This window comes from Oceanobacter antarcticus, from assembly GCF_044962685.1.
Lineage (GTDB): Bacteria > Pseudomonadota > Gammaproteobacteria > Pseudomonadales > Oceanobacteraceae > Oceanobacter > Oceanobacter antarcticus.
Genome location: NZ_JBBKTX010000004.1, coordinates 207951 through 230781, shown reverse-complemented (window position 1 = coordinate 230781; position 22831 = coordinate 207951). Strand labels below are relative to the sequence as shown.

At 55.0% G+C, this 22831-nt stretch carries 24 protein-coding genes; 13 read left to right on the top strand and 11 right to left on the bottom strand.

Annotated features, from left to right (window positions below):
• Together rbbA and WG929_RS05035 are read right to left on the bottom strand one after the other, a co-directional pair.
• Positions 1 to 2748 carry a ribosome-associated ATPase/putative transporter RbbA gene (gene rbbA / locus WG929_RS05040; RefSeq protein ID WP_416205144.1) on the bottom strand — a complete coding sequence of 916 codons (2748 nt, stop codon included), beginning with the start codon at positions 2746 to 2748 and terminating at the stop codon, positions 1 to 3.
• A gap of 3 nt (positions 2749 to 2751) precedes the next feature.
• On the bottom strand, positions 2752 to 3828 hold the full coding sequence (locus tag WG929_RS05035; protein ID WP_416205143.1) for an HlyD family secretion protein: 1077 nt from the start codon (positions 3826 to 3828) through the stop codon (positions 2752 to 2754).
• A 256-nt stretch (positions 3829 to 4084) separates the two neighbouring features.
• Between WG929_RS05035 and WG929_RS05030 the strand changes: the two genes are divergently transcribed.
• Both WG929_RS05030 and WG929_RS05025 read left to right on the top strand, forming a co-directional pair.
• Entirely contained in the window at positions 4085 to 4738 is a 654-nt protein-coding gene (locus WG929_RS05030; RefSeq protein ID WP_416205142.1) for a TetR/AcrR family transcriptional regulator, read from the top strand.
• A gap of 199 nt (positions 4739 to 4937) precedes the next feature.
• Complete coding sequence (locus tag WG929_RS05025) at positions 4938 to 5456, top strand: DUF3087 family protein (RefSeq protein WP_416205141.1); 519 nt, start codon at positions 4938 to 4940, stop codon at positions 5454 to 5456.
• A gap of 103 nt (positions 5457 to 5559) precedes the next feature.
• Here WG929_RS05025 and WG929_RS05020 read toward each other — a convergent pair whose 3' ends face one another.
• From WG929_RS05020 to WG929_RS05010, 3 genes are all read right to left on the bottom strand, one after another.
• Positions 5560 to 5961 carry a NifB/NifX family molybdenum-iron cluster-binding protein gene (locus WG929_RS05020; RefSeq protein WP_416205140.1) on the bottom strand — a complete coding sequence of 134 codons (402 nt, stop codon included), beginning with the start codon at positions 5959 to 5961 and terminating at the stop codon, positions 5560 to 5562.
• 236 nt (positions 5962 to 6197) lie between these two features.
• Positions 6198 to 6614, bottom strand: a complete 417-nt coding sequence (gene cueR / locus WG929_RS05015) for a Cu(I)-responsive transcriptional regulator (protein WP_369856454.1) — start codon at positions 6612 to 6614, stop codon at positions 6198 to 6200.
• Between the two features lie 74 nt (positions 6615 to 6688).
• Positions 6689 to 9244, bottom strand: a complete 2556-nt coding sequence (locus WG929_RS05010) for a heavy metal translocating P-type ATPase (protein ID WP_416205139.1) — start codon at positions 9242 to 9244, stop codon at positions 6689 to 6691.
• A 250-nt stretch (positions 9245 to 9494) separates the two neighbouring features.
• Here WG929_RS05010 and WG929_RS05005 point away from each other — a divergent pair, with 250 nt between their 5' ends.
• The 9 genes from WG929_RS05005 to WG929_RS04965 all read left to right on the top strand — a co-directional run bounded on the left by WG929_RS05005 (position 9495) and on the right by WG929_RS04965 (position 14679).
• Positions 9495 to 9692: a heavy-metal-associated domain-containing protein gene (locus tag WG929_RS05005; protein ID WP_369856455.1), complete on the top strand. Its 198-nt coding sequence runs from the start codon at positions 9495 to 9497 to the stop codon at positions 9690 to 9692.
• A 111-nt stretch (positions 9693 to 9803) separates the two neighbouring features.
• Positions 9804 to 10205, top strand: a complete 402-nt coding sequence (locus WG929_RS05000; protein WP_416205138.1) for a hypothetical protein — start codon at positions 9804 to 9806, stop codon at positions 10203 to 10205.
• Positions 10205 to 10519 carry a rhodanese-like domain-containing protein gene (locus tag WG929_RS04995; protein WP_369856457.1) on the top strand — a complete coding sequence of 105 codons (315 nt, stop codon included), beginning with the start codon at positions 10205 to 10207 and terminating at the stop codon, positions 10517 to 10519. Before WG929_RS05000 ends, WG929_RS04995 begins: the two co-directional genes overlap by 1 nt.
• A gap of 2 nt (positions 10520 to 10521) precedes the next feature.
• On the top strand, positions 10522 to 10908 hold the full coding sequence (locus WG929_RS04990; RefSeq protein WP_369856458.1) for a hypothetical protein: 387 nt from the start codon (positions 10522 to 10524) through the stop codon (positions 10906 to 10908).
• Between the two features lie 156 nt (positions 10909 to 11064).
• The gene (thrC, locus tag WG929_RS04985; protein WP_416205154.1) at positions 11065 to 12468 is read left to right on the top strand and encodes a threonine synthase; all 1404 of its coding nucleotides are present in this window, start codon (positions 11065 to 11067) and stop codon (positions 12466 to 12468) included.
• Positions 12469 to 12610: 142 nt separating this feature from the next.
• Entirely contained in the window at positions 12611 to 13090 is a 480-nt protein-coding gene (locus tag WG929_RS04980) for a DUF2947 family protein (protein WP_369856459.1), read from the top strand.
• 236 nt (positions 13091 to 13326) lie between these two features.
• Positions 13327 to 13800, top strand: a complete 474-nt coding sequence (gene bfr / locus WG929_RS04975; RefSeq protein WP_369856460.1) for a bacterioferritin — start codon at positions 13327 to 13329, stop codon at positions 13798 to 13800.
• Between the two features lie 11 nt (positions 13801 to 13811).
• Positions 13812 to 14300, top strand: a complete 489-nt coding sequence (gene bfr / locus WG929_RS04970; RefSeq protein WP_416205137.1) for a bacterioferritin — start codon at positions 13812 to 13814, stop codon at positions 14298 to 14300.
• Positions 14301 to 14430: 130 nt separating this feature from the next.
• Entirely contained in the window at positions 14431 to 14679 is a 249-nt protein-coding gene (locus tag WG929_RS04965) for a DUF2164 domain-containing protein (RefSeq protein ID WP_369856462.1), read from the top strand.
• 124 nt (positions 14680 to 14803) lie between these two features.
• Here the strand turns inward: WG929_RS04965 and alc are convergent, their stop codons facing one another.
• Together alc and puuE are read right to left on the bottom strand one after the other, a co-directional pair.
• Positions 14804 to 15835: an allantoicase gene (gene alc / locus WG929_RS04960; RefSeq protein ID WP_416205136.1), complete on the bottom strand. Its 1032-nt coding sequence runs from the start codon at positions 15833 to 15835 to the stop codon at positions 14804 to 14806.
• On the bottom strand, positions 15832 to 16779 hold the full coding sequence (gene puuE, locus WG929_RS04955) for an allantoinase PuuE (RefSeq protein WP_416205135.1): 948 nt from the start codon (positions 16777 to 16779) through the stop codon (positions 15832 to 15834). The genes alc and puuE overlap by 4 nt, the downstream gene beginning before the upstream one ends.
• A gap of 255 nt (positions 16780 to 17034) precedes the next feature.
• On the opposite strand from puuE, the gene WG929_RS04950 reads away from it, so the two are divergent.
• Complete coding sequence (locus tag WG929_RS04950; RefSeq protein WP_416205134.1) at positions 17035 to 17559, top strand: ureidoglycolate lyase; 525 nt, start codon at positions 17035 to 17037, stop codon at positions 17557 to 17559.
• A 209-nt stretch (positions 17560 to 17768) separates the two neighbouring features.
• A complete protein-coding gene (locus WG929_RS04945) occupies positions 17769 to 18197 on the top strand; it encodes a hypothetical protein (RefSeq protein WP_416205133.1) in 429 nt (142 codons plus the stop codon).
• 157 nt (positions 18198 to 18354) lie between these two features.
• Here the strand turns inward: WG929_RS04945 and WG929_RS04940 are convergent, their stop codons facing one another.
• From WG929_RS04940 to WG929_RS04925, 4 genes are all read right to left on the bottom strand, one after another.
• Positions 18355 to 19329 (bottom strand): isopenicillin N synthase family dioxygenase, encoded by a 975-nt coding sequence (locus WG929_RS04940; protein ID WP_416205132.1) that lies wholly within the window; start codon positions 19327 to 19329, stop codon positions 18355 to 18357.
• Positions 19330 to 19437: 108 nt separating this feature from the next.
• Positions 19438 to 20529, bottom strand: a complete 1092-nt coding sequence (locus tag WG929_RS04935; RefSeq protein WP_416205131.1) for a BMP family ABC transporter substrate-binding protein — start codon at positions 20527 to 20529, stop codon at positions 19438 to 19440.
• A gap of 383 nt (positions 20530 to 20912) precedes the next feature.
• Positions 20913 to 21260 carry a cupin domain-containing protein gene (locus tag WG929_RS04930; RefSeq protein WP_369856474.1) on the bottom strand — a complete coding sequence of 116 codons (348 nt, stop codon included), beginning with the start codon at positions 21258 to 21260 and terminating at the stop codon, positions 20913 to 20915.
• A 149-nt stretch (positions 21261 to 21409) separates the two neighbouring features.
• The gene (locus WG929_RS04925; protein ID WP_416205130.1) at positions 21410 to 22789 is read right to left on the bottom strand and encodes a trimethylamine monooxygenase; all 1380 of its coding nucleotides are present in this window, start codon (positions 22787 to 22789) and stop codon (positions 21410 to 21412) included.
• Between the last annotated feature and the right edge of the window lie 42 nt (positions 22790 to 22831).

Below are 22831 nucleotides of genomic sequence, written 5' to 3'. Positions count from 1 at the left end.
TCAGCGCTCCTGTTTTTTCAGCAGCAGAATGGCGGTACCAACAATCACGGGTATCGAAACAAGCAGCGGCCAGAACGAGGCATACAGATCATTCAGGGTCAGCGCTTTGCTGAATACACCGCGACTGATGGTCACCATATGGGTGGCCGGATAGATCTGACCAATAACCTGAGCGCTGCCTTCCAGTGAACTGACCGGATCGGTCAGGCCGGAGAACTGGGTCGCCGGAATCAGGGTGCCGACCATGGCGAAGAACATCGCCGCAATCTGACTTTTGGTGACTGCTGAGGCCAGTAAGCCCATGCCGGTAGCGGCAAAACTGAATAACAGGGCGGCGAGGGTCAGGGTCAGATAGCTGCCGGTCACTGGCACATCAAATAAGGTGACGGCGAGCAGACTCATGAGGAAGAAGTTGATCATGGCAAAGCCCACGTAAGGCAATTGTTTACCAAGAATAAATTCGGTGCGGGTGACCGGGGTGACGTACAGATTAATAATGGAACCCAGCTCTTTTTCCCGCACCACCGCCAGCGCGGTCAGCATGGCCGGCATCATCAGCAACAGAATCGGAATCACCGCTGGCACCATGGCTGGCAGGCTTTTGACATCCGGGTTGTAGCGGAAGCGGGTTGCGACATCAACCGCACTGCTGAGGGCTCCGGCATTGCCACCCTGGCGCGCCTGATCCTGTAACCACAGGGTGTGCATACCACTGACATAGCCTTTCACGGTTTCTGCTCTGGACGGCATGGCACCGTCGATCCAGACGCCGATATCGACCTGATCGCCACGCAGTACGCTGCGACCAAAGCCGGGCGGAATTTCAATCGCCAGTGACAGTTCGCCGGAACGCATGCGGCGGTCCATATCGGCGTAATCCCGGAGCGGGGCTTTTTCGCTGAAATAAGCGGAGCCGGTGAGGTTCAGCGCATAATTCTGACTGAGGGTGCTCTGGTCATAATCCAGCACCGCATAGGGCAGGTTATCAACATCCATGGTGATGCCATACCCCATGACCAGCATCAGAATCAGTGAACCGGCCAGTGCCAGTGTTGCCCGTACCGGATCACGCTGCAATTCCAGCGTTTCGCGCCACAAATAGCTCCACAGGCGTTGCGTTGAAAAACGTGGCGGACGTTGGCTGCCGGGCGGGGTTATTTCGTTATGGCTGCCGGTCGCGGCAATATCTTCTTCTGGGTTGGCGGCGCTGGTCTGGTTTCCGCTGGCTTCCATCAGGTAGCTGATAAAGGCTTCTTCCAGCGTTGTCGCGTTACGTTTGCTGATCAGACTGGCGGGTTTATCGCTGTCGAGCACCTTGCCGGCATGCATCATCGACATACGGTCGCAGCGCAGTGCTTCGTTCATAAAGTGAGTGGAAATAAAAATGGTCACCCGATCCCGGCGCGACAGTTCAATTAACAGCCGCCAGAAATTATCCCGTGCAATCGGATCCACGCCTGACGTAGGTTCATCGAGAATCAGCAGTTCCGGTTTATGCACCATGGCCACGGCCAACGACAGGCGCTGACGTATGCCCATGGGCAGTTTTTCCGGCAGAAAGCCTCGCACCTCATGGAGATCGAAACGCTGGATCATTTCTTCTGCGCGGCTCTGAACTTCGTCTTCCGGTACATGAAACAGGCGCGCGTGCAGCACCAGATTCTGCTCTACGCTGAGTTCGCCATACAACGAAAAAGACTGTGACATATAACCCACCCGCTGGCGGGTAGCGATGTCATGGGGATCGACCTCATTACCGAACAGCCAGGCTTGGCCTTCTGTGGCGGGCAGCAGACCGGTGAGCATTTTCATGGTGGTGGATTTGCCGCAGCCGTTGGAACCTAAAAAACCGAAAATCTCGCCACGGCGGATGCGAAAGCTCACATGGTCAACGGCGGTGAAATCGCCGAAGCGCATGGTCAGGTCGGTGGCTTCAATGGCGATGTCCTGACCATCGTCCGGCAGTGGTGGAATATTGACCGGTGCATAGCCTGCTTTTTTGTCGTCCGGCAGCAGTTCAATAAACGCCGCTTCCAATGACTCGGTGGCAGTTTTCTGCAGTAATTCATCCGGCGTGCCGGTATCCAGTACTTTGCCGTCATCCATTACTACCAGCCAGTCAAAGCCTTGTGCTTCATCCATATAAGCGGTGGCGACCACCACACTCATCTGTGGCCGGCTGGCGCGGATGCTCTGAATCAGCTGCCAGAACTGGGCCCGCGCCAGCGGGTCAACACCGGTGGTGGGTTCGTCCAGAATCAGCAGATCCGGATCGTGAATCAGCGCGCAGCACAGCCCCAGCTTTTGCTTCATGCCACCGGACAGCTTGCCGGCCGGACGCGTCAGAAACGGATACAGACCAGTACTTTTGGTCAGGTGATCAATACGCTGGCGGCGCTCAATGGAGTTATGGCCAAACAGGCGGGCAAAAAACTGCAGGTTTTCTTCCACCGATAAGGTCGGATACAGGTTTTTACCCAGGCCCTGTGGCATATAGGCAATGTCAGGGCAGACAAGATCGCGGTGACGCTTGTTGCTCATATCGCCGCCAAGGACAGTAACCTTACCGTCCTGTACTGCCCGGGCACCGGCCAGCAACGACAGCAGGCTGGATTTCCCTACGCCATCGGGGCCCAGTAAACCGACCATGACGCCGCCGGGAATATCCAGCGAGATGTCGTCCAGTGCACAGGTCTTGCCGTAATGCAGGCTGGCATGACTGAGGTGGGCTACCTGAGGTGTGGTCATGGCTTATTCTGCACTCAGATTAACGGTCAGCTCTGCGGGCCATGCGCTTGCCTCATCGAGCTTCAGCCACGCCACGCCGGGCAGCCCGGTTTTTACCTGAGTGATGTATTTCTGCAACAGTTGTGGCGATATCCGTGCGCGCACCCGGAACATCAGTTTCTGCCGTTCGCTTGCCGTTTCGACGGTTTTGGGGGTGAACTGGGCGGTGGACGCAACAAACGACACCTGTGCCGGAATGACATAATCCGGCGCTACGTCCAGCACCAGATGCACGTCTTGCCCGAGAGCGATGCGACCCGCCACAGTTTCGGGCAGAAAAAAGGTCATATAGACGTCTGACAGATCGATCATGTTGATCACCTTGCCACCGGCGCCCAGTACTTCACCCGGCTGAGTCACCAGATACTGTACCCGGCCATCCCGTGGGGCAGTAAGAATACTGTCGGTCAGATCGGTTTCGATACTGGCGACGGTGGCCGCTGCGGCATTTACATTGGATTCGGCCCCGATGACCTGGGCTTTGGCGGCTTCAATAGCAGCTCTGCCGGCAGCGACCTGAGCTTTGGCGGCACTCAGTGTGGCCTCGGCGGTGCGTACAGCGGCGCGGTCATCATCCAGAACCTGATCTGACAACGAACCTTCTTTGGCCAGTTGTACCGAACGGCGGTAGCGGCGCTGGGCGCTGTCCAACTCGGTTTCACGCTGAACCTGCGTGGCCTGCAGGGCCGCCAGGTCACTTTCGCGCATGGCCACCTGCGCCTTGGCGCTGGCCACGGCTGCTTTGGTTTGCGCCAGTTGAGCTAAAGCCTGATCGCGCTGGGCAAGCAAGGAATCACTCTGCATCACTGCCAGCTTTTGCCCGGCAATAACAAAATCGCCTTCTTTCACCAGTAATGACTCCAGCCGTCCGCCGAGTTTGGTGGCGACATCCACGGCGGTGGCTTCAATACGGCCATTGCCTTTGACAAAACCTTCCGTGGTGTTGGTGCTGTCCAGCCTGCTCCAGATAAACCAGCCGGCCAGAACGACGACGAACAGGATAAAGGCGGGAATACGTTTGTTGCTGAAAGCCGTTTTCATGATGGAAGTCCTGATTTTATGCGCGTCGCTGAATTTTTAATTGCCAGGCCGCAGACTGTTATCCACTATTAGCGACTGATCAGTCGGTAATCCTGCGGACAACTATAGGGCGGTGTTTTATGACTGACAATGATGATTTATTGATCTGTGTAGCGCGTTGCTCAGATAGCGCCGCTGTGAGCCGCTAACACAGTGTTTCACCGTAGTGACTATTGGTTAGCCGGGGCCGTTGGAGTAAGGAATGGTGAACAGCAACATGACCAATAAACAATCAGGCAAAACCATTGCCGCCACGGCAGCCGGACGTCGGCGATTGTCGCCTGAATTACGTATTCAGCAGATTCTTGATGCGGCGTTTGTGGTGTTTGCAGAGAAGGGATTTGTGTCAGCCCGGATGGACGACATTGCGGCGGCGGCGGGTTTGTCGAAAGGCGGCATTTATAATCATTTCCGCAGCAAAGAGCAGATCTTTGAAGAACTGCTGAAGCAGCGCTTGAACCAGCATGGCGCTGGTGTTGAGTTTCCGGATGATGACCGGCCAGTAACGGTTGAAAAGATTATTACTGACGTCGTAGAGCCATTGTATGCCACTTTTTCCAATCCGGATGTTATCCGCATTCTGCGGCTGGTGCTGGTGGACGGTAACCGTGTGCCGGAATTTGTCCGCTATTGGCATTTGTTAATATCGCAACCCTATCAACAGCGGCTTCAGACGCTGGTACAGAAAGGCGTGATGGCAGGAACGCTGCGCAATGGCAGCCTGACTCAGTCACCGGCCTTAATTGTAGCGCCGGCACTGGTGTTTATGTTCGATAGCATGGTGGACAGTGATAACGCCCGGCAGCAACTGGAAAACCGTTATCAGGCTCATGCCCGGATGCTGCGGGAAATGCTGACACCGCCGGTATAGCGGTTATTCATACAAACAGCAGGTGGTTGATCTGTTACAGCAAGGTTGTCGTGGGTACCACAGGCATACCCTGTTGAACGCAATCAGCCATTTTCGTGGTGGATGGCCTTTGTGATAGAGCAAACAAGGATCAGAACCTGCTTAATGGATGGTTCTGGTTTATGCTGCGGCTTCTTTCTCTTGCTCAGGAATGGTGATTGTGCAGCTTCGTTCTATCGACAAAACCACCTACAAAAAACGGCTTAACCAGGTACAGGGTGGGGCCGTGGTTACTTTATTGGTACTGGCGCTGCTGTTTTCCGAACTGTATCGGGCGTTATGGGCGGGGGGCGAATCCAGCACACTGCTGAATGCACTCGCGGTGGCTACGGCTGCGGCACTGGTGGCGCTGCTATTTAACCGCATCAAGGACAAACCCTGGATGGCGGACATGGTGTATCTGTGGCGTCTGAAACGGGAGCTGAACCGCATTTATCGCAGCAGCAAGACCCTTGAACAAGCGCTGGCTGCGGGCGATCGTGACGCGTTTGTTATCCAGAACTTCAATCTGCGCGGCGCGAAACTGCTTTACGAGGCGGAAGACAACACCCTGACATTGCCAGAGCTGCAAGAGAAAATCATTGAACTGGAAAACACCCTGTCTGAACGGCAGCTGACGGTATCGCTGGATGAATACAGCCCAGCCTTGCTGGATGGCTTCAAACAGCGTTTGAAATAGGCTCTGAGGCTACTCCGGGTCGTTATTATCACCCCAAAAAAGGTTAATGAAAGGAGCAAGCTCTGTCCTGCTCCCTACCCTATATGCTTGACCAAGCGTTTTCTCAATTCTTACTCACTGCTTTGCGATGCTCCGGGTCGAGGCATTCTATTTCTTCATGAGGAAGTCCGGGTGCCAGGGTGCTATTGAGATAAGCGGTTATCGCTGTGATCGGATCGGATTCTGAAGTGGCCACCAACGTGGTGCCGCGTTCTGCCAGTCGACGGGCTACACCTTCTCCGGCTGAGCCGCAGAGAGCTATATCGACCCCGTGCAGTGGGTGTCGATTGCCGTCGCCACGCACATGCCATTCATGCAGGCTGCCTGTTTTGGATAAATGGATACTCCAGACCAACTCTGGCTGGCCGTTCGATACAACATATACATTCCAGTGCACAGCACGGCCTGCGTGGGGAGATAATTGTCCGTGTTCTTGTATCGCAACGGCGATAAGGGGTTCTGTCATGGGGATTCCTCCGGTCAGTCCGTCCATGCTAAAGCGGGAAGAAAAAATACATTTGATCCGACGCAGTCATGGCTGCATCTGGCAGCAATAAATGTCAGAAATGGCATCGCGGCACATGCAGTAACGACAGTGCTCAATAGCGTATTACTCAAGACGTGTGGGTCGTTACGCCTGATTCTGTAGAAGGGTTGTTGTTATCTTTGTTGTTATCTTTGTTGTTATCTTTGTTGTTGTCGTCAATGGTGGTTGCTCTCGTCTATATGTTCCGGGTTGGCGATGTCTTCCAGAATGGGACAATCTGGACGGTCATCACCCGCGCAGCAGCTCACCAGTGATTGCAGGCTGTTGACCATCGACTGCAGTTCAGCAATCTTTTGATTCAATACGGTGATGTGGTCAGTGGCCAGTCGTTTGACATCTTCGCTGTGGCGGGATTGGTCTTGCCACAAGGTCAGCAGCTCTCGGGTTTTTTCAACCGGGAAACCCATTCCTCGCGCCCGGTGTATAAATTTCAGGGTGTGAATGTCCTGCTCGCGGTAACGACGATATCCGGCAGCACTGCGCGCTGCCGGTTGAATCAGGCCAATCGATTCGTAGTAGCGGATCATCTTGGCACTGATGCCCGAAGCGCTGGCAGCGGCTCCAATGTTCATACCGGTCTCCTGTGCGGTTGACGGGTGTGTATTTGTTACGGCTATTTGTTTGTTCTCAGGCTGGGTATCCGTTGTCAAGACAGACGAATCCGCTTTAATCGCAAGGCGTTGCCTACGACAAACACCGATGACATGGCCATCGCACCCGCTGCGACGGCAGGCGACAGCAACCAGCCAAAGGCCGGGTAGAACACGCCAGCAGCCAGGGGCACCAGGGCGGCATTATAGGCAAAGGCCCAGAACAGATTCTGGCGGATGTTGGTCATGGTCGCTTTGCTGAGGGCGATGGCGGTACGGGCACCGTTGAGGTTGCCCGACATCAGTACCACATCGGCGGCTTCAATCGCGACGTCGGTGCCAGTACCAATCGCCATGCCGATATCGGCCGCCGCCAGCGCTGGCGCATCGTTGATGCCGTCACCGACAAACACCAGTTTTTTACCCTGTGGGAGTGCGGCTTTGAGCTGCTGCAAGGCGTCCACCTTGCCGCTGGGTAATACCTCGGCAACGACCTGATCAATGCCCAATGTGCGTGCAATCGCTGCGGCGGTATGGCGGTTGTCACCAGTAATCATCACAACCTGGAGGCCCAACTGGTGCAAACCGGCAATGGCGTCCGGAGTGCTTGCCTTGATGGGATCGGCGACGGCGATGATGGCGGCGAGTTGGCCATTCAGTGCGGCATACAGGGGCGTTTTGCCTTCTTTGCCAAGTCGGGCGGCGGTACTTGCCAGCGGGCGGATGTCGATGCCCATTTGTTGCATCAGCCGATCCGCCCCCAGTGCGATGTGCTGGGTCTGTTCATTTGGCGTCACTCCTGCCCTTGCCGCTGTCATCACTTTGGCTGTCACGCCCAGGCCAGTGAGCGATTCAAAGTCTGAGCAAGCCGGTATGGTCAGTTGCTGTTGCTGTGCTGCCGTTTCAATGGCGCGGGCAATCGGGTGTTCGGAATGTTGTTCAACGGCGGCGATCAGGGCCAGAACGGCAGCAGCCTCAAAACCAGGCGTGACTTCCAGATCGGTCAACGCCGGTTTGCCCTCGGTCAGGGTGCCGGTTTTATCTACCGCAATAACGGCCACATCCTGCAAGTGCTGCAAGGCTTCGCCTTTGCGGAATAACACTCCGGCTTCTGCACCCCGGCCGGTGCCGACCATCAGCGAAGTCGGTGTGGCCAGCCCCATGGCACAGGGACAGGCGACAATCAGTACCGCCACGGCATTCACCAGCCCAAAAGTCAGCGCCGGTTCCGGGCCAAAGATCAGCCACACGACAAAGGTCAGTAAGGCCAGCGCCATGATGGTGGGCACAAACCAAAGCGTGACCTTGTCGACCAGGGCCTGAATCGGCAGTTTGGCTCCTTGTGCCTGCTCGACCATACGGATAATTTGCGCCAGCACGCTGTGTTCACCGACCGCCGTCGCCTGAATCGTCAAGGCACCAGACTGGTTCAGTGTGCCGCCGGTGACGCTGTTGCCGGGCTGGCGTCGAACGGGCAGGGGCTCTCCGGTGAGCATGGATTCATCAATATAGCTGTCACCATCAATCACCTCGCCATCCACCGGGACACGTTCACCGGGACGTAACTCGATGCGATCTCCCAGAATAACGTCTGCCAGCGCCAGCTCAATTACCTGGCCGTTGCGCTGCACCCGTGCAGTGTGTGGTTGCAGGCCGATCAGGTGGCGAATCGCCTCCGAGGTTCTGCCCTTGGCACGAGCCTCCAGCAACCGCCCCAGCAGAATCAGCGTGACGATCACCGCAGCCGCTTCGTAATACACATGCACCGTGCCTGGTGGCAGCAGGCCGGGCAGAAAGGTGGCGATGGTTGAAAATCCCCAGGCCGCCAGGGTGCCGACCGCCACCAGAGAGTTCATATCCGGTGCCGCGTGCAGCAAGGCCGGAATCCCCCGCTGATAAAACCGCAGCCCCGGTATCAGCAACACCAGCGTCGTTAAGACAAACTGCAATAGCCAACTGGTTTGCTGGCCCAGTGTGGCCATCACCCAATGATGAAAGGCAGGAATCAGGTGACCCCCCATTTCCAGAATAAACACCGGCAAGGTCAGCGCTGCAGCAATCAGCAGATCACGCTGATAAACCTGGGCTTCGGCATCGCGTTTTTCCCGGTTATCGAGAGACGATTGCCCGGCCTGTTCCACTGTACCCATCGCCTTGGCCCCGAAGCCGGCTTTTTCTACCACAGCAATCAGCTCGGCAGCCGTGGTGCCAGGCAATATATTGATTCGTGCTTGCTCTGTGGCCAGGTTAACCGCCGCACCCACCACGCCAGGCTGCTTGTTGAGTACCCGTTCAATCCGGCCAGAGCAAGACGCACAGGTCATGCCCTCAATGGCCAGCTCGATCGCTGCCGGTTGATGGACTGAGTAACCGGTTTTGACGACAGCTTCAATCAGCGCTTCTACGTTTAACCCGGTTTTGCCGGTAATCGTTGCGGTTTCGGTCGCCAGATTGACGGTTGCCTCGCTCACACCAGCGACGCTGGCCAGCGCTTTTTGTACCCGAGCAGAACAGGAAGCACAGGTCATGCCGTCGATATTCAGACGTAAAATGTGTTCCGGAGTGGCCGGGGGTTGGCCGGACGGTGAACTTGAGGTTTGAATGGCAGACATGGAACCTCCTTGGCGAAGCGAGTGAAGGGACTGGGTGAGCTGGGCAGTGGAGCTGGTTGGACGTTAAACCCTGCTCGCCCCGTCAGCGATTAGCAACATGGTAAACCTTGCCATCGTTGTAAGGTAAACCGGATTCAGCGAGCCAGATCAATATTCTGGTGACGGATGCAGACGCATTCTTGACCTTACCACTGTGGCAAGGATCATATTGACGCAGTGTTAAATCACCCACTGAACAGGAGCACAAATCATGAAACTGACCGTAGAAGGCATGACCTGCGGCGGCTGTGTCAACGCCGTCACCCATATTATCAAAGGGCTGGATGACAGTGCCGAGGTCAGCGTCAGCCTTGAAACCGGACTGGTAGAAACCAATGCCAAAGCGACACTGGAGCAACTGGCTGCGGCACTGGACGACGGCGGCTTTCCGGCTAAAGCGGCGGGATAATTTGCCGTTTTAATAACGCCGAGGGAATGGACATCTTGGCCCCCTGTCAAGCTGGCAAACTCCTTGCAATATCTCCCTGTGAGTAGGCAATTGACTAGGGAGACTGCCGTTATGACACTGTATTGCGGGGCATATTTGCCTGAAAGCGGGTTATCAGACAGCCCGTTTGTCGGGGCGCTGACAAGGGTTGCAGCAAAACTGACAAGTATGAATGGTCGCAAGAAGAGCCTGGAAGATCCTCATCTGGATCTCTATTTTCTGGTTCCGGGGAGTACCGATGTTCCGCCGTTTCGTGGCATGCGTTTCCATTCGTTTGATCGTGCCAACCGGCGGCTGCGGATTGAATCTTCAGTCCCGGCCCATATGGTGGCATCACGTCATTGTCAGGCTTATGTACTGGCGGCGATTCAGGATGCGGTCGAAAATGCGGCGGACTTCTTTTCACGCGAACATATCGATTTTGACCACCAGGCCTACGACCTGATGATCGCGCACCTGGTGGAGACGCACTGATGACGGCTCCCATCAAGATGATCCTGTGTGAAGACATCCAGAACCTGCTCGACAAGCCCGACCTGATGCTGCTCGATTGCCGTGACGTTGGAGACTACCGCAGCAATCACCTTGATGGTGCCCTGCATGCCCATGATACGCTGGTCGAAACCCTGATTCGCAAGGGCGACAAGCAACGACCGATTCTGATCTACTGCTACTCCGGGCATCGCAGCGAACACTTATGTGAGCTGTTTACCGGCTTCGGCTTTGAACAGGTGTACAACCTGGGCGGAGGCTACCTGCGCTGGCAGGAGCTGCAAGTGGCGGGCTGATCATGAAAACCACCACGCAGACTGACCGCACAGGTATCCAGATGGGTGAACTGAATATCTGGGCGATGGACAAGGATCAGGGCATCAAGCACCTGCTGCTGTTGTTAACCGAACAGCTGGGAGCTGATGCGTTTGCGATTGATGAGCGTATCAATACCGACCTGCGTGCCATTTACATCTGTGATCTGGATGAACCGGGTATCCGCGCTTACCTCTATACACTGGGTCAGACGCAGGGCCGCTATGGCGTGCATCTGGAATATCCGGAGTCATCGGAAGTGAACCCGGTCTACGACGCCTTCGAAAACCTGACGCTGCCCTCCCTGGTCAGCATCCTCGCAGTGCACCTTGATGTGGATGAAATCCAGCCGCTTCCGGTGCTGCATTAACCTGAGCGACCTGAACAGGGGATTATCCTGGTGATCCGTGCGTGCTTCTCGCAAAGCAGGTAAACTAGCGCCTTTTTTATGGGGTCGCTGCCAATTGCCTGGCGCGGTCGCCATATCACCTGACAGCAAACCAGGATATTCGGGTTCCATACCATGATGAAATACATCTCCACTCGGGGTAATGCGCCAGAGCTGGCGTTCGACGACGTTTTGTTAACCGGTCTGGCTGCCGATGGCGGCTTGTACGTACCGAAGGAAGTACCACAGTTTTCTCTGGCCGAGATTGAATCCTGGCGCGACCTGTCGTACACCGAACTGGCGCACAAGGTCATTTACCCCTTTGTTGAAGGCTGTGTGGATGCCGAAGCCCTGCAAGGCATGATCGACGATGTCTATGGTGCGTTCGGCCATAAAGCCGTTGCACCGCTGCAACAGCTTGACCACAACGAATACGTACTGGAGCTGTTCCACGGCCCGACCCTGGCGTTCAAGGATTTTGCCCTGCAACTGCTGGGTCGTTTGCTGGACTACGTACTGGAACGTCGCCACGAAAAAGTCGTGATTATGGGGGCAACCTCCGGCGATACCGGCTCCGCTGCGATTGAAGGCACCAAGGCCTGTCGCAACGTCGACATTTTTATCCTGCATCCTTACGGCAAGGTTTCTGACGTCCAGCGCCGTCAGATGACCACGGTCAGCGGTGATAACATCCATAACATCGCTATCGAAGGCAACTTCGATCAGGCGCAAGACATGGTCAAGGCCAGCTTTGGTGATCAGTCTTTCCTGCGTGGTGAGCGCAAGCTGGTGGCCGTCAACAGCATTAACTGGGCACGTATCATGTCCCAGATTGTGTACTACTTCTATTCCGCGCTGAACCTGGGTGGCCCGCTGCGTCCAATGGCCTACTCGGTGCCGACCGGTAATTTTGGCGATATCTTTGCCGGATATATGGCTCGTAAAATGGGGCTGCCGATCGAACAACTGATTATTGCCACCAACGAAAACGACGTGTTGCATCGCTTGATGAGCCAGAACCTGTACGAAGTGCATCCGCTCAAGCACACCATCACCCCGTCGATGGATATTGCCGTATCGTCCAACTTCGAGCGCCTGCTGTTTGATCTTTATGATCGCGACGGTGCCGCGCTGGCCGATCTGATGGGCCGCATGAATGCCAAAACAGACGTGGTCTCGCTGGATGAAGACAAACTGGCCAAAGCCCGTGAGCTGTTCGACAGCATGGCGGTGAATCAGGATGAAACCGTTGCTGTGATGCAGCAGGTCTTTGCTGAAACCGGCTACCTGCTCGACCCGCACACCGCGATCGGTGTGAAGGCGGCACGGGAATGTCGTCGTAATACCCGTATCCCGATGATCACCCTGGGCACCGCCCACCCGGTGAAATTCGAAGATGCGGTCAAGCGCGCCGGATTCGAGATGCCTACATTGCCTCACCACCTGAACGACCTGATGGAACGCGAAGAGCGGCTGAGCGTATTACCCGCTGATCTCAAGACTGTCCAGGCATTTATTGCCAGCCATACTTTCAAGGATTGATTGGCAGACTGCCGGGCGTCCAAACGCCCGGCATCGTGATGTGTTGTCGGCCGGTTGCATCGGGGCCGTCGCATCAACCCGGTTATTTCCATCGTGCTGCTGTTGACGTTTCGGCGTCCGACCACCTTCCCTGAGGTTTGCCATGAATTACGTATCCCTGAATGACTTCAAATGGGGCTGGATTTTCCGTCACCGCGAACTGCCGGTGGACTCAGAGTCGCTGGGTCTGATTCGTCCGCTCGACAAAGCATCGGCCAACCAGTTCTGGAAAACCCATATCAGCAAGGAAGCGGCTCACGCCAGTCACTTTCTGGGAGACGACTGGCCGTCTCGCAATGGCGTCTGGCAACCAAAAGAGAACTGGCAATTGGCCTGGGAAGCCGACGCTAACGCCATGCCAGCGCTTATGGCGCAACACATCCCGTGGGAAACCAACGTCACGGTCTTTTTTTGTTACGATGTCGACCATATCGTCCAGACCCGCTGGGATATATTTCAGCGCCATTGGAAAAATTTCCTGTTTGTGGATGATCAGCCCATGTTGCTGGGCAAAAGCCGTGATGAAGTGGTGCGTTTTTTTAATGATGGCTCATATCAAACGGGAATTCGTCCCAAACGTTGATATTTCTCAAATGAAAATGAGGTTGAATATTTTTTTTATATAATGTTTTTAGAATCAATAACTTGTAGGTTTTCCTACAAAAAAGATAGCCGATCCGATATTGAGTGATAATTGGGTGTTAATTAAGCCGTAATAGTTTCTTTTTGAATCAACCATTGCATTTGTTTACTTGCCGATAGGTCATTTGATACTTAGACTTGGATCCTATTTAATCAAAACAAGGATTGGGAGGGCTTATGAAAGGCGACAGCAAGGTTATTGAATACCTGAATCAGGTGCTTACTATTGAACTGACCTCGATCAACCAATATTTTCTGCATGCCCGCATGTACAAAAACTGGGGTTTCGAAGAACTCAACACCAAGTGCTACAAAAAATCCATCAAGGACATGAAGCAGGCCGATGAACTGATCGAGCGTGTCCTCTTCCTTGAAAGCCTGCCCAATCTGCAAAAACTGAACCGCCTGCGCATCGGTGAAAGCCCGGCAGAAATGCTGCAGTGCGACCTGGAACAGATTATCGAGCAGCTTGAACTGCTGCGCGAAGCCATCGCCTATTGTGAATCCGTCAAAGACTTCGTCAGCCGCGAGGTACTGGAAGAAATCACTGAGTACGAAGAAGCTCATCTGGACTGGATCGAAACCCAGCAGCACCTGATCGCCACGACGGGCATCGAAAACTACCTGCAATCCATGATGAGTGACGACTGAGGAGACGAACCATGAAAGGCAATCAACAGGTTATAGATAAACTGAACGAACTGCTGGCTGGTGAACTCGCTGCCATGGATCAGTACTTCGTCCACTCCCGCATGTATCAGGACTGGGGACTGAACAAACTGTATGTCCGTATCGATCACGAATTCGACGACGAAAAACAACACGCCGCCGATCTGATTGAACGCATCCTGTTCCTCGAAGGCACCCCTGATATGGTCACCCGAGCGCCGATTAACGTCGGTAAAGACGTTCCGGAGATGCTGCAAAGTGATCTGGATCTCGAATACAAGGTCGTCACCGACCTGCGCGAAGTGATGGCTTACTGCGAATCGGTACAAGACTACGTCACCCGCGATATTCTGCTGAAAATGCTGGATGACACCGAAGTGGATCATGCTTACTGGCTCGAAAAACAGCTTGGCCTGATCAATCGCATCGGTCTGCAGAACTACCTGCAGTCGCAAATGGGCAGTGACGTTCCGGCGGCCTGATGTGCTCTGGCAGGGTTACCTGCCCACCCCCGATGGCCCTGCGGTTACGACAACGCAGGGCTGTTTTTTTTCTGTCACCGTTCCCCTTTGGTGAGGGTACGGTACTCACAGTTTGGTTGATGGTGTGATAATGAGCGAAATAACCTTTTCCAACGATGAAAAAGTACGTATGGCGGCCAGGGTAAAGAAGTACTTCGTTGACGAGCTGCAGCAAGAAATTGGCAGTTTTGATGCCGAGTTTCTGATTGACTTTTTCGCCCGCGAGATTGGGCCGTACTACTACAATCGTGGCTTGAAAGATGCCCACCAACTGGCCAGTGAAAAAATGGACGAAGTCGGTTATCTGGTGCAGGAATTGGAGCAACCAGAAGGGTATTAGGGCTGGCAATCTATTGTCGTTGCAGTTCTCATGCAACAGCAATACGAGCTTGCCATACCTCGGCTCGGGTGCCGGTGGACTCCGCAAACGCTCTTGTACTTGACCGGTCAGCTGCCGATGACGGTTACCTGGCCACTTTCCCCATCAACCGCACTCGGCTAATCCCCCCATCCGGGAAGATATTGATCTTTACATGGGTCACTGGGCCTAAATCTTTTACTTCCACCTTGTAGCTGTGTTCCTGATTGGGCTGCATTTTCTGTTGCGGCAGCAGTTCTTGCCAGTACAAGCTCTGGGTTTCGATCTGGTCGTCGGTGCCGCCGGTGACACAGGCTGCCTGTATCGAACACTTGTCCGGGTAGTTGCCTTTGAAATGGTGGGTGTCGATCAGTATTTCTTCGATAGTGCCTGCGTGGCCCAACGCCAGAATCACCCAGTCGTTGCCCGGTGTACGACGACGGGCGGTTTCCCAACCATCGCCCATGTTGATGCCTTTGCCAGGCTGGATGAGGTTGCTCATATGGCCAAAGTGCTGGTTGTTACAGGCCAGCGCACGCCCACCATTCAGAGCGGCCACAAGGTCGACCTGTTCGTCGTCTGTAGACGGGTTGGACCAGTCTTTGTAAGGCACGCCGTAGACACGTAAACGGGCTACACCGCCGTCGGGGAAAATGTTCAGACGCAGGTGCGTCCAGGGCTGGTCGGTGTATCGATCGTCAATGGCGTGCAGGTGATGGCTGTCGCCCTGCAGGTTGACCGCTGGCAGAATATCGCTCCATTCGGTATCGGCCGTCGGGTTGCCGATGTCACCATTGGATGTGGTCGGACAGTAACAGGCTTGCAGCGAGGCGGATGGCGGGTAGTTGCCGGTGAAGAAACGGGTGTCGATATCCACCGCCTTGATCACACCGGTCACACCCAGACGAATAATCGCGTAGTCGTAACCGGCCTGGCGCTTGCGGCGTGATTCCCAGCCATCCATCCACTTGCCGTTGTCGTCGTAGACGCCTTCTTGCCACACCGGTGCTTCCGGGTTGAGCATGCGGTTGGCTTCGGCAAACCAGTCGTCGGTGACGTAGGTCACCTCGGTGCCCAGGCGACGGTTGGCCAGGTTGACGTATTGCTTGAGTTTTTCTGGAGTGAGTGTGGTGTTCATGCTTGGCTCTGTACGGAAGTCGGGTAGTGGTGTTCGTGCCAGTGCTTGGCGATATCCATGCGACGCGGGAACCAGACCTGCTGGTGGCCTGCGGCGTATTCAATAAAACGTTTCAGCGACGCCAGCCGCGCCGGGCGGCCAATCAGACGGCAGTGCAGGCCGATCGACAGCATCTTGGCTGCACCGTTGGCCCCTTCCTCGTAGAGCACATCGAAGGCGTCTTTCAGGTACTGATAAAACTGTTCGCCGCTGTTAAAGCCCTGTGGCGTAGCAAAACGCATATCGTTGGTGTCGAGGGTATAAGGGATGATCAGGTGCGGTTTTTCTGCCCCGGTTGAATCTTTGGGGCCATTGACCCAGTAGGGCAGATCGTCGTCGTAGCTGTCGGAGTCGTACAGGAAACCACCTTCTGCCATGACGATATCGCGGGTGTTGGGGCCGGTGCGACCGGTATACCAGCCCAGTGGCCGTTCGCCGGTAATGCCCTGGAGGATTTCGATGGCTTTGTTGAGGTGTTCGGTTTCCTCTTCCTTGCTCATGTACTGGTAGTCGATCCAACGGTAGCCGTGGCTGCAGATTTCATGACCGGCAGCGTGCATGGCCTTGATCAGTTCTGGATGGCGTTCCGCTGCCATGGCTACGGCAAAGATGGTGAGTGGAATATTGTGCTGTTCAAACAGTTTGAGAATACGCCACACACCGGCACGGCTGCCGTATTCATAAATGGATTCCATGCTCATATGGCGCACATTGGCGAGCGCCTGCGCCGCTGGCATCTCGGACAAGAAGGCTTCAGACTCCTGGTCGCCATGGAGGATGCAGCGTTCGCCGCCCTCTTCGTAGTTGAGCACAAACGAGATGGCGATACGGGCGTCACCAGGCCATTGCGGGTGTGGGGGTTGACCACCATAACCGATTAAATCGCGGGGATAATCCACAGACATTGTGTTCTCCAGTCGGACGGCTGCCGCGCTGCAGAGATCTGCCGGGCAGGAAGAATATGCGCGTATTCTTGAAAGTGCTGGCAGATTATCTTGTCCTTGGAATCCACTCAATAAAAAATCCTGACCGATTGGTCAAATCAGACATTTAGGCCCATCATCGAGTTAATGAGTCGGCTACAATGACGCATCCGATACTGCTTGTCGGGACTGTCTTCCGAATCTCTGGCTGCTGAATTCTTACTGCAGGAAACCTCTATGGAACCTTTTGTTGAACCGGCGCCGGGCTTCGTCACCCTCACGCCACAATCCTTGAGCCGGGAGGCCTTTGCGCCTTTTGGTGATGTGATCGAAACGGCAGGCCGTGACCATTTCTCCATCAACGATGGTTACGCTGATCGCTTCCATAACCTGGCGGATGTCGACCTGACCGAAGCGGATGGCAAGCCGCTGTTGAGTATTTTCCGCGCCCGTCCACGGCCCCGGCCACTGCAAGTGGACATGATGGAGCGTCACCCAATGTCGAGTCAGGCGTTTATTCCACTGTCGGATACGCCGTTTCTGGTGCTGGTGGCACCGGCGGGTGAAGCGCCGTCACCGGAGAGCCTGACGCTGTTTTGTACCAACGGCTGCCAGGGTGTGAACTTTGCCCGTGGGGTATGGCATTTCCCGCTGCTGGTGGAAAAAGTGGATCAGGAGTTTTTGGTTGTTGATCGCGGTGGCCCGGAGCAAAACTGTGACCTGCATTATTTTGCCGATGGCGTGCGCGGGGTGGTTGAGTAAGCAGCGCTTGCAGAATAGCAACGGCGGTGTCATCGCCGCAGGCGTATGACACTGCAATGGAACGTTGTGATGGAATGATGTGATGGAACGCCAGCCAGCCCCTTATCACCAACACCGATATTGGATCAAAAACCTGAAGGCCAGCCCGGAACAGATCCGTCAGGCTCTGCTGAAAATGCAGCGCACTGAGCCGGTCGGAAATAAAGAGTTTGAACAGTATTTGCAATACATGCGCTGATTCCGGCAACCATAACCGGAACAGTGGTCCGGACGAAGTCGGCACCGGTCGATCTGGCGAAGAATACGTGCCACTGTCCGAGCTGGTAGAGCAACTTAACGCACGTTTTGGTACCCACTTTACCGAGGCGGATCAGCTGTTTTTCGACCAGATTCAACAAGAAGCCATCGAAAACGCCGACTTGCGAGAAGCTGCTCAGGCCAATACTGAAGATGATTTTCGTTATGTGTTTGAAAAGACATTTGAAGGACTGATCATCGACCGCATGGATGACAACGAAGAAATATTTGGCCGCTTGATGGCTGATCCGGAGTTTCGTCAATTAGCCACCGATGATCTGATCAGCAAAATTTACCGGGCCTTGCGACGCAAGGGTAAGCAACACGCTGGACCAGCTTGATGGTGTACCGCGCTGAATTGGCAAGAAATTCCCTTCAACAGCACGTTGCCTGAATAAGCGCAGCGCCATCCAGGGGAGCTGATAACGGTGTACTACGCTTCGTTACTACACCCTGCTTGGCGGCTGTTTTGGTATTGAATCTGGCGTGCTGCCGTTGTCAGGTTTCTTCTTGCTGATATTCTTCCGCCCGATAGGCATAGGTGTTGTTGAAGCAGTAAATCATCCAGTCACCGGCGGATATCGGCGCGTATTTGGGTGTGTCACCGGCGGCGGCGCAGTTTGGTAAACAGCTGACGTCGGTATCAAAATCCGGTTCGACAAAAAACGGCATGGAGTAACGCTCGGCCCCCGATGGGTTGTAGACCCGGTGCGGGGTGGATTTATAACGGTCGTTACTCCAACGCGCCATCATATTGCCGATGTTGATCACGAAGGTGTTGGCTATCGGCGGGGCATCTATCCAGCGTCCGTTGACGTCTTGTACTTGCAGGCCGCCGATTTCGTCTTGCCACAAAATAGTGATGCAGCCGTAGTCGCTGTGGGCACCGGCTCCGATAGCGGCCTGTTTATCTGTTGTCGGACGTGACGGGTAGTGCAGGAAGCGCAGTACGCTGAGCGGGTGGTCGAATTTGTTATCGAAGAAAGTTTCGTCGATGCCGAGGGCCAGCGCCAGCGCGCTGAGGATTTTTTTGCCCAGTGCCAGCATGTCCCAGTAGTGGGTTTCCATGCGGCGCTGGAAGTCGGGTATGGCGGTAGGGTACTGATTGGGGCCGTAGAGCGGTCGTTCGGGGCCAATCAGCTCGTGATCTACGGGCAGGTTGAGGCCCATGTCGTAAGATTCTTTCCAGTCGCCGGGTTGGCTCGGGTCGAGTTGTTCGGCGGCGGTTTCACCATAACCCCGGTGGTTGGCGGAGAGCTGGATGTTGATTTTGAGCTTTTCTGCGGCGGGCAGGGCGAAAAAGTCTTGCGCCAGCTGACGCATGGCGGCGATACGTTCGCGGCTGATGGGGTGGCCCTGGATGTAAAAGAAGCCGCTGTGCTGGCAAGCGTGGTCGATGGCGTTGGCCACGCTGAGTTTGCCGGTCGGGTTGTCCTGGTACAGGGGCGCAATATCAATGAGCGGAATATTCATAAGTGGTAATCCAATAAAAAAACCCACCCGCCTCTCGTCAGGCGATAAGAGGTCGGGCGGGTAATACCAGCTAACCGAGCGGTATTCTTGGTGGTCATTCTCTATCTGTTATTTCGGAATGTCAGCCTGAATGCCTTCAACATACCAGTCCATTTTTTCCAGATCAGCGAACGTCAGCTTGGTGCCAGCCGGTACTTTCAGCTCGCCTTTGTTGTCCTTCAATGGGCCGGTGAAGGGGTAGACGCTGCCGTCCTTGATGCCTTCGATCAGCTCCTTGGCTTTGGTGACCACATCCGCCGGAATGCTTTTGTTAAAGCCGGGAATCACAATCGCACCTTCTTTCATGCCTTCCACGTGGGCGGAAGCCGTCCAGCTGCCATCCATCACCGCTTTGACGGTGTTGATGTAGTGCGGACCCCATTCGTCGACGACGGACAGCAGGTGGGCATTCGGGCCGAACGAGGACATGTCGGATGCCTGACCCACGGCGTAGGCTCCACGGCGTTCAGCCGCCTGCATGGCTGCCGGGCTGTCGGTGTGCTGCAGTATCACGTCGACACCCTGATCCATCATGGCGTTGGCGGCGTCGGCTTCTTTACCTGGATCAAACCAGCTGTTGACCCAGATGATTTTCAGTTCGGCTTTCGGGTTGTACTTGGTCAGTGCCAGTTGCACGGTATCGATATCGCGAATGACTTCCGGAATCGGGAACGAGGCGATGTAGCCGATTTTGTTGGACTTGGTCACCTGGGAGGCAACGTAACCGGCAATGTAGCGGCCTTCGTAGGTGGTGGAGACGTAGGTGCCCATATTGTCGGCCATCTTGTAGCCGGTGGCGTGTTCAAATTTTACTTTGGGGAATTGCTTGGCGACTTTCAGCGTCGGGTTCATAAAACCGAACGAGGTGGTGAAGATCAGGTCGTGACCGGTTTTGGCGAGGTTGCGGATAACGCGCTCGGCATCGGCACCTTCGGCGACGTTTTCAACGTAGGTGGTTTTGACCTTGTCACCAAAATACTTTTCAACCGACAGGCGGCCCTGATCGTGCTGGTAAGACCAGCCATGGTCGCCAATCGGGCCGACGTAAACGAAACCGACTTTGAGCGGGTCTGCGGCAAATGCTGCGGGAATAGCGAGGGCAGCCATCAGGGTTCCGGCGGCCAGACCGCTGATCAGCTTGTGAAATTGACGTCGTTTCATCCGTCCTTCTCCTGTTGCGGCAAGTGACATTGCCTGATTTTTTTAAAAAATTGACCGTTTGGACAGTATTTTCAATTAGCAAAATCCTGACCAAGTGGACGAGATTGCCAGGCTTTATTTAATTGCCTGATTTTATGGGCATTCGGGCGCTGTGTATGACGGTTAATTGTGAGGGAGGGGGACGTTTTGAGCCAGTGTCTTGGTCGTGGGTGCTTATGGTTGGTGCGCGGGTGCAGCAGGTGGGCACTTAAATGTCGCAGCCTGAAGAGTGCAGTTTGAGGTGTTGCAGTCTGAGATGTTGCAGTCTGAGATGTTGCTGCTGGCAAGGAATAACACGAAGAGAGTTGTGCGGGCACGGCGGCCCGCGCCCAGAAAGCCGGTTGTTACTTCAGTTTGATCGTAAAGTGCTTTTTGATCGGTTCGACAATTTTCCAGAAACCTTTGAAGTCGGCTTCAAAGATAAAGGCATCGCCAGGGCCAACTTCCACCGGTTCGCCGCCGTCCGGGGTGATGATCGCCTTGCCCTCGATCAGGTGAACAAATTCCCAGCCGGAGTATTCGGCGTAGTAGGTACCGGGTGTGGCTTCCCACCATCCGGCGATCATGGATCCGTCCGGGGCGGTGTATTCAATCCAGGTTTTCATGGTTGGATTGCCTTCGGCTTTGGTCCATCCAGCCAGATCGTCGGTAATGACGTCAACGGAGGGGGCGGGAATTTTGGTGATGGTCATGGGGTGTTCTCGTGTTGAAAAACGCTTCACTTTGGCTCTCACACAGAGCGTGGGAACCCGATATGTTGGTGCAGGAGGTGACTTGCCGCGCTGGGGTGCGGTATTGGTGCGGTATCGGGGTCACGTCTCCTCCTGCGCATTGGCCAGGGTTATTCGCCCGCCGCCCGCCGTATTTCTTCCGGCTTGGGTTCGTCGCTGAGGTAGGCTTCCAGCGAGTCGTCCAGGGCATACAACCAGGGGGTGTGGTGCGCCGGTGACGGCGTACCGGTTATAACGGAAGGGAAGGAGTAGTCGCGGAATTTCATGATGTCTTGCTTCTTGTGCTTCTTCCATTGCAGGAAAGTTTCGTTCACTGCCGGGATGTCGAAGCTGGGGTAATCGGTTTCGTCGATCAGTTCCTGAATGTAGGCCCCCTGGAACTCGTAGTTTTCCTTGTCGGTTACCAGCTTGAGTTCGTTCTCGCGCCACAACGCGCTGTGGGCTTTCATTGTTTCTTTCGAGGGCATGGGAATGCGCCCCATGATCAGGTCGCGGGCATACCAGGCTTGGGCATCAAACATGTTGAAGCTGTACCACTGGTCTTGCATGCCGAGGTAAAACAGCTTGGTGTTTTCTTCCCACGCTACGCCTTTGTACAGACCCAGTGGCCACAGGCGGTTGTTGGTTTTCAGGCGCAGGGCTTCTGGCAGGAAGGGGAAGGAGTGCAGGTAGCCGGTACAGAGGATAATGGCGTCGATTTTTTTGCTGCTGCCATCGGAGAAGAATACGGTATTGACGTCAACGTGGGTCATGGCCGGTTTTTCTTCCCAGTTGGCGGGCCATTTGTAGCCCATCGGCGCACTGCGGTAGCAGGAGGTAATCGAGCGGGCGCCGTATTTGTAACACTGGGAGCCAATATCCTCGGCGGAGTAGCTGGAGCCGACCACCAAAATGTCCTTGTCCTTGAATTCCAGTGCATCGCGGAAGTCGTGGGCGTGCAGGATGCGACCGCCAAAGCTGTCGAAGCCAGGATATTCCGGTACGTATGGGGTCGAAAAGTGACCGCTGGCGACCACCACGAAGTCAAAGTCTTCCTCATAAACTCGGTCTTCGTTGTGGTCGTGAACAGACACGGTGAAATTGTCGCTGGCTGCGTTGTATTCAATATGACGAACCGGAGAGTTAAAGCGGATGTACTTGCGCACGTCGGCTTTTTCGACCCGGCCCTTGATGTAATCCCACAGTACTTCCCGTGGCGGGTAGGAGGCGATGGCTTTGCCGAAGTGCTCGTCGAAACTGTAATCGGCAAATTCCAGCGCTTCTTTCGGGCCGTTGGACCACAGGTAGCGGTACATGGAGCTGGGCACTGGCTCGCCGTTTTTGTCCAGGCCGGTGCGCCAGGTGTAGTTCCACTGGCCACCCCAATCGGTTTGTTTCTCGAAACACACCAGTTCAGGAATGTCGGCCCCCTTGGCTTGGGCAGACTGGAAAGCTCGCAATTGGGCCAGACCACTGGGGCCAGCGCCAATAATCGCAACGCGTTGGGTCATGTGTTTTCTCCTGCTACAGAAAAATTATTGTGGGGAAAAATT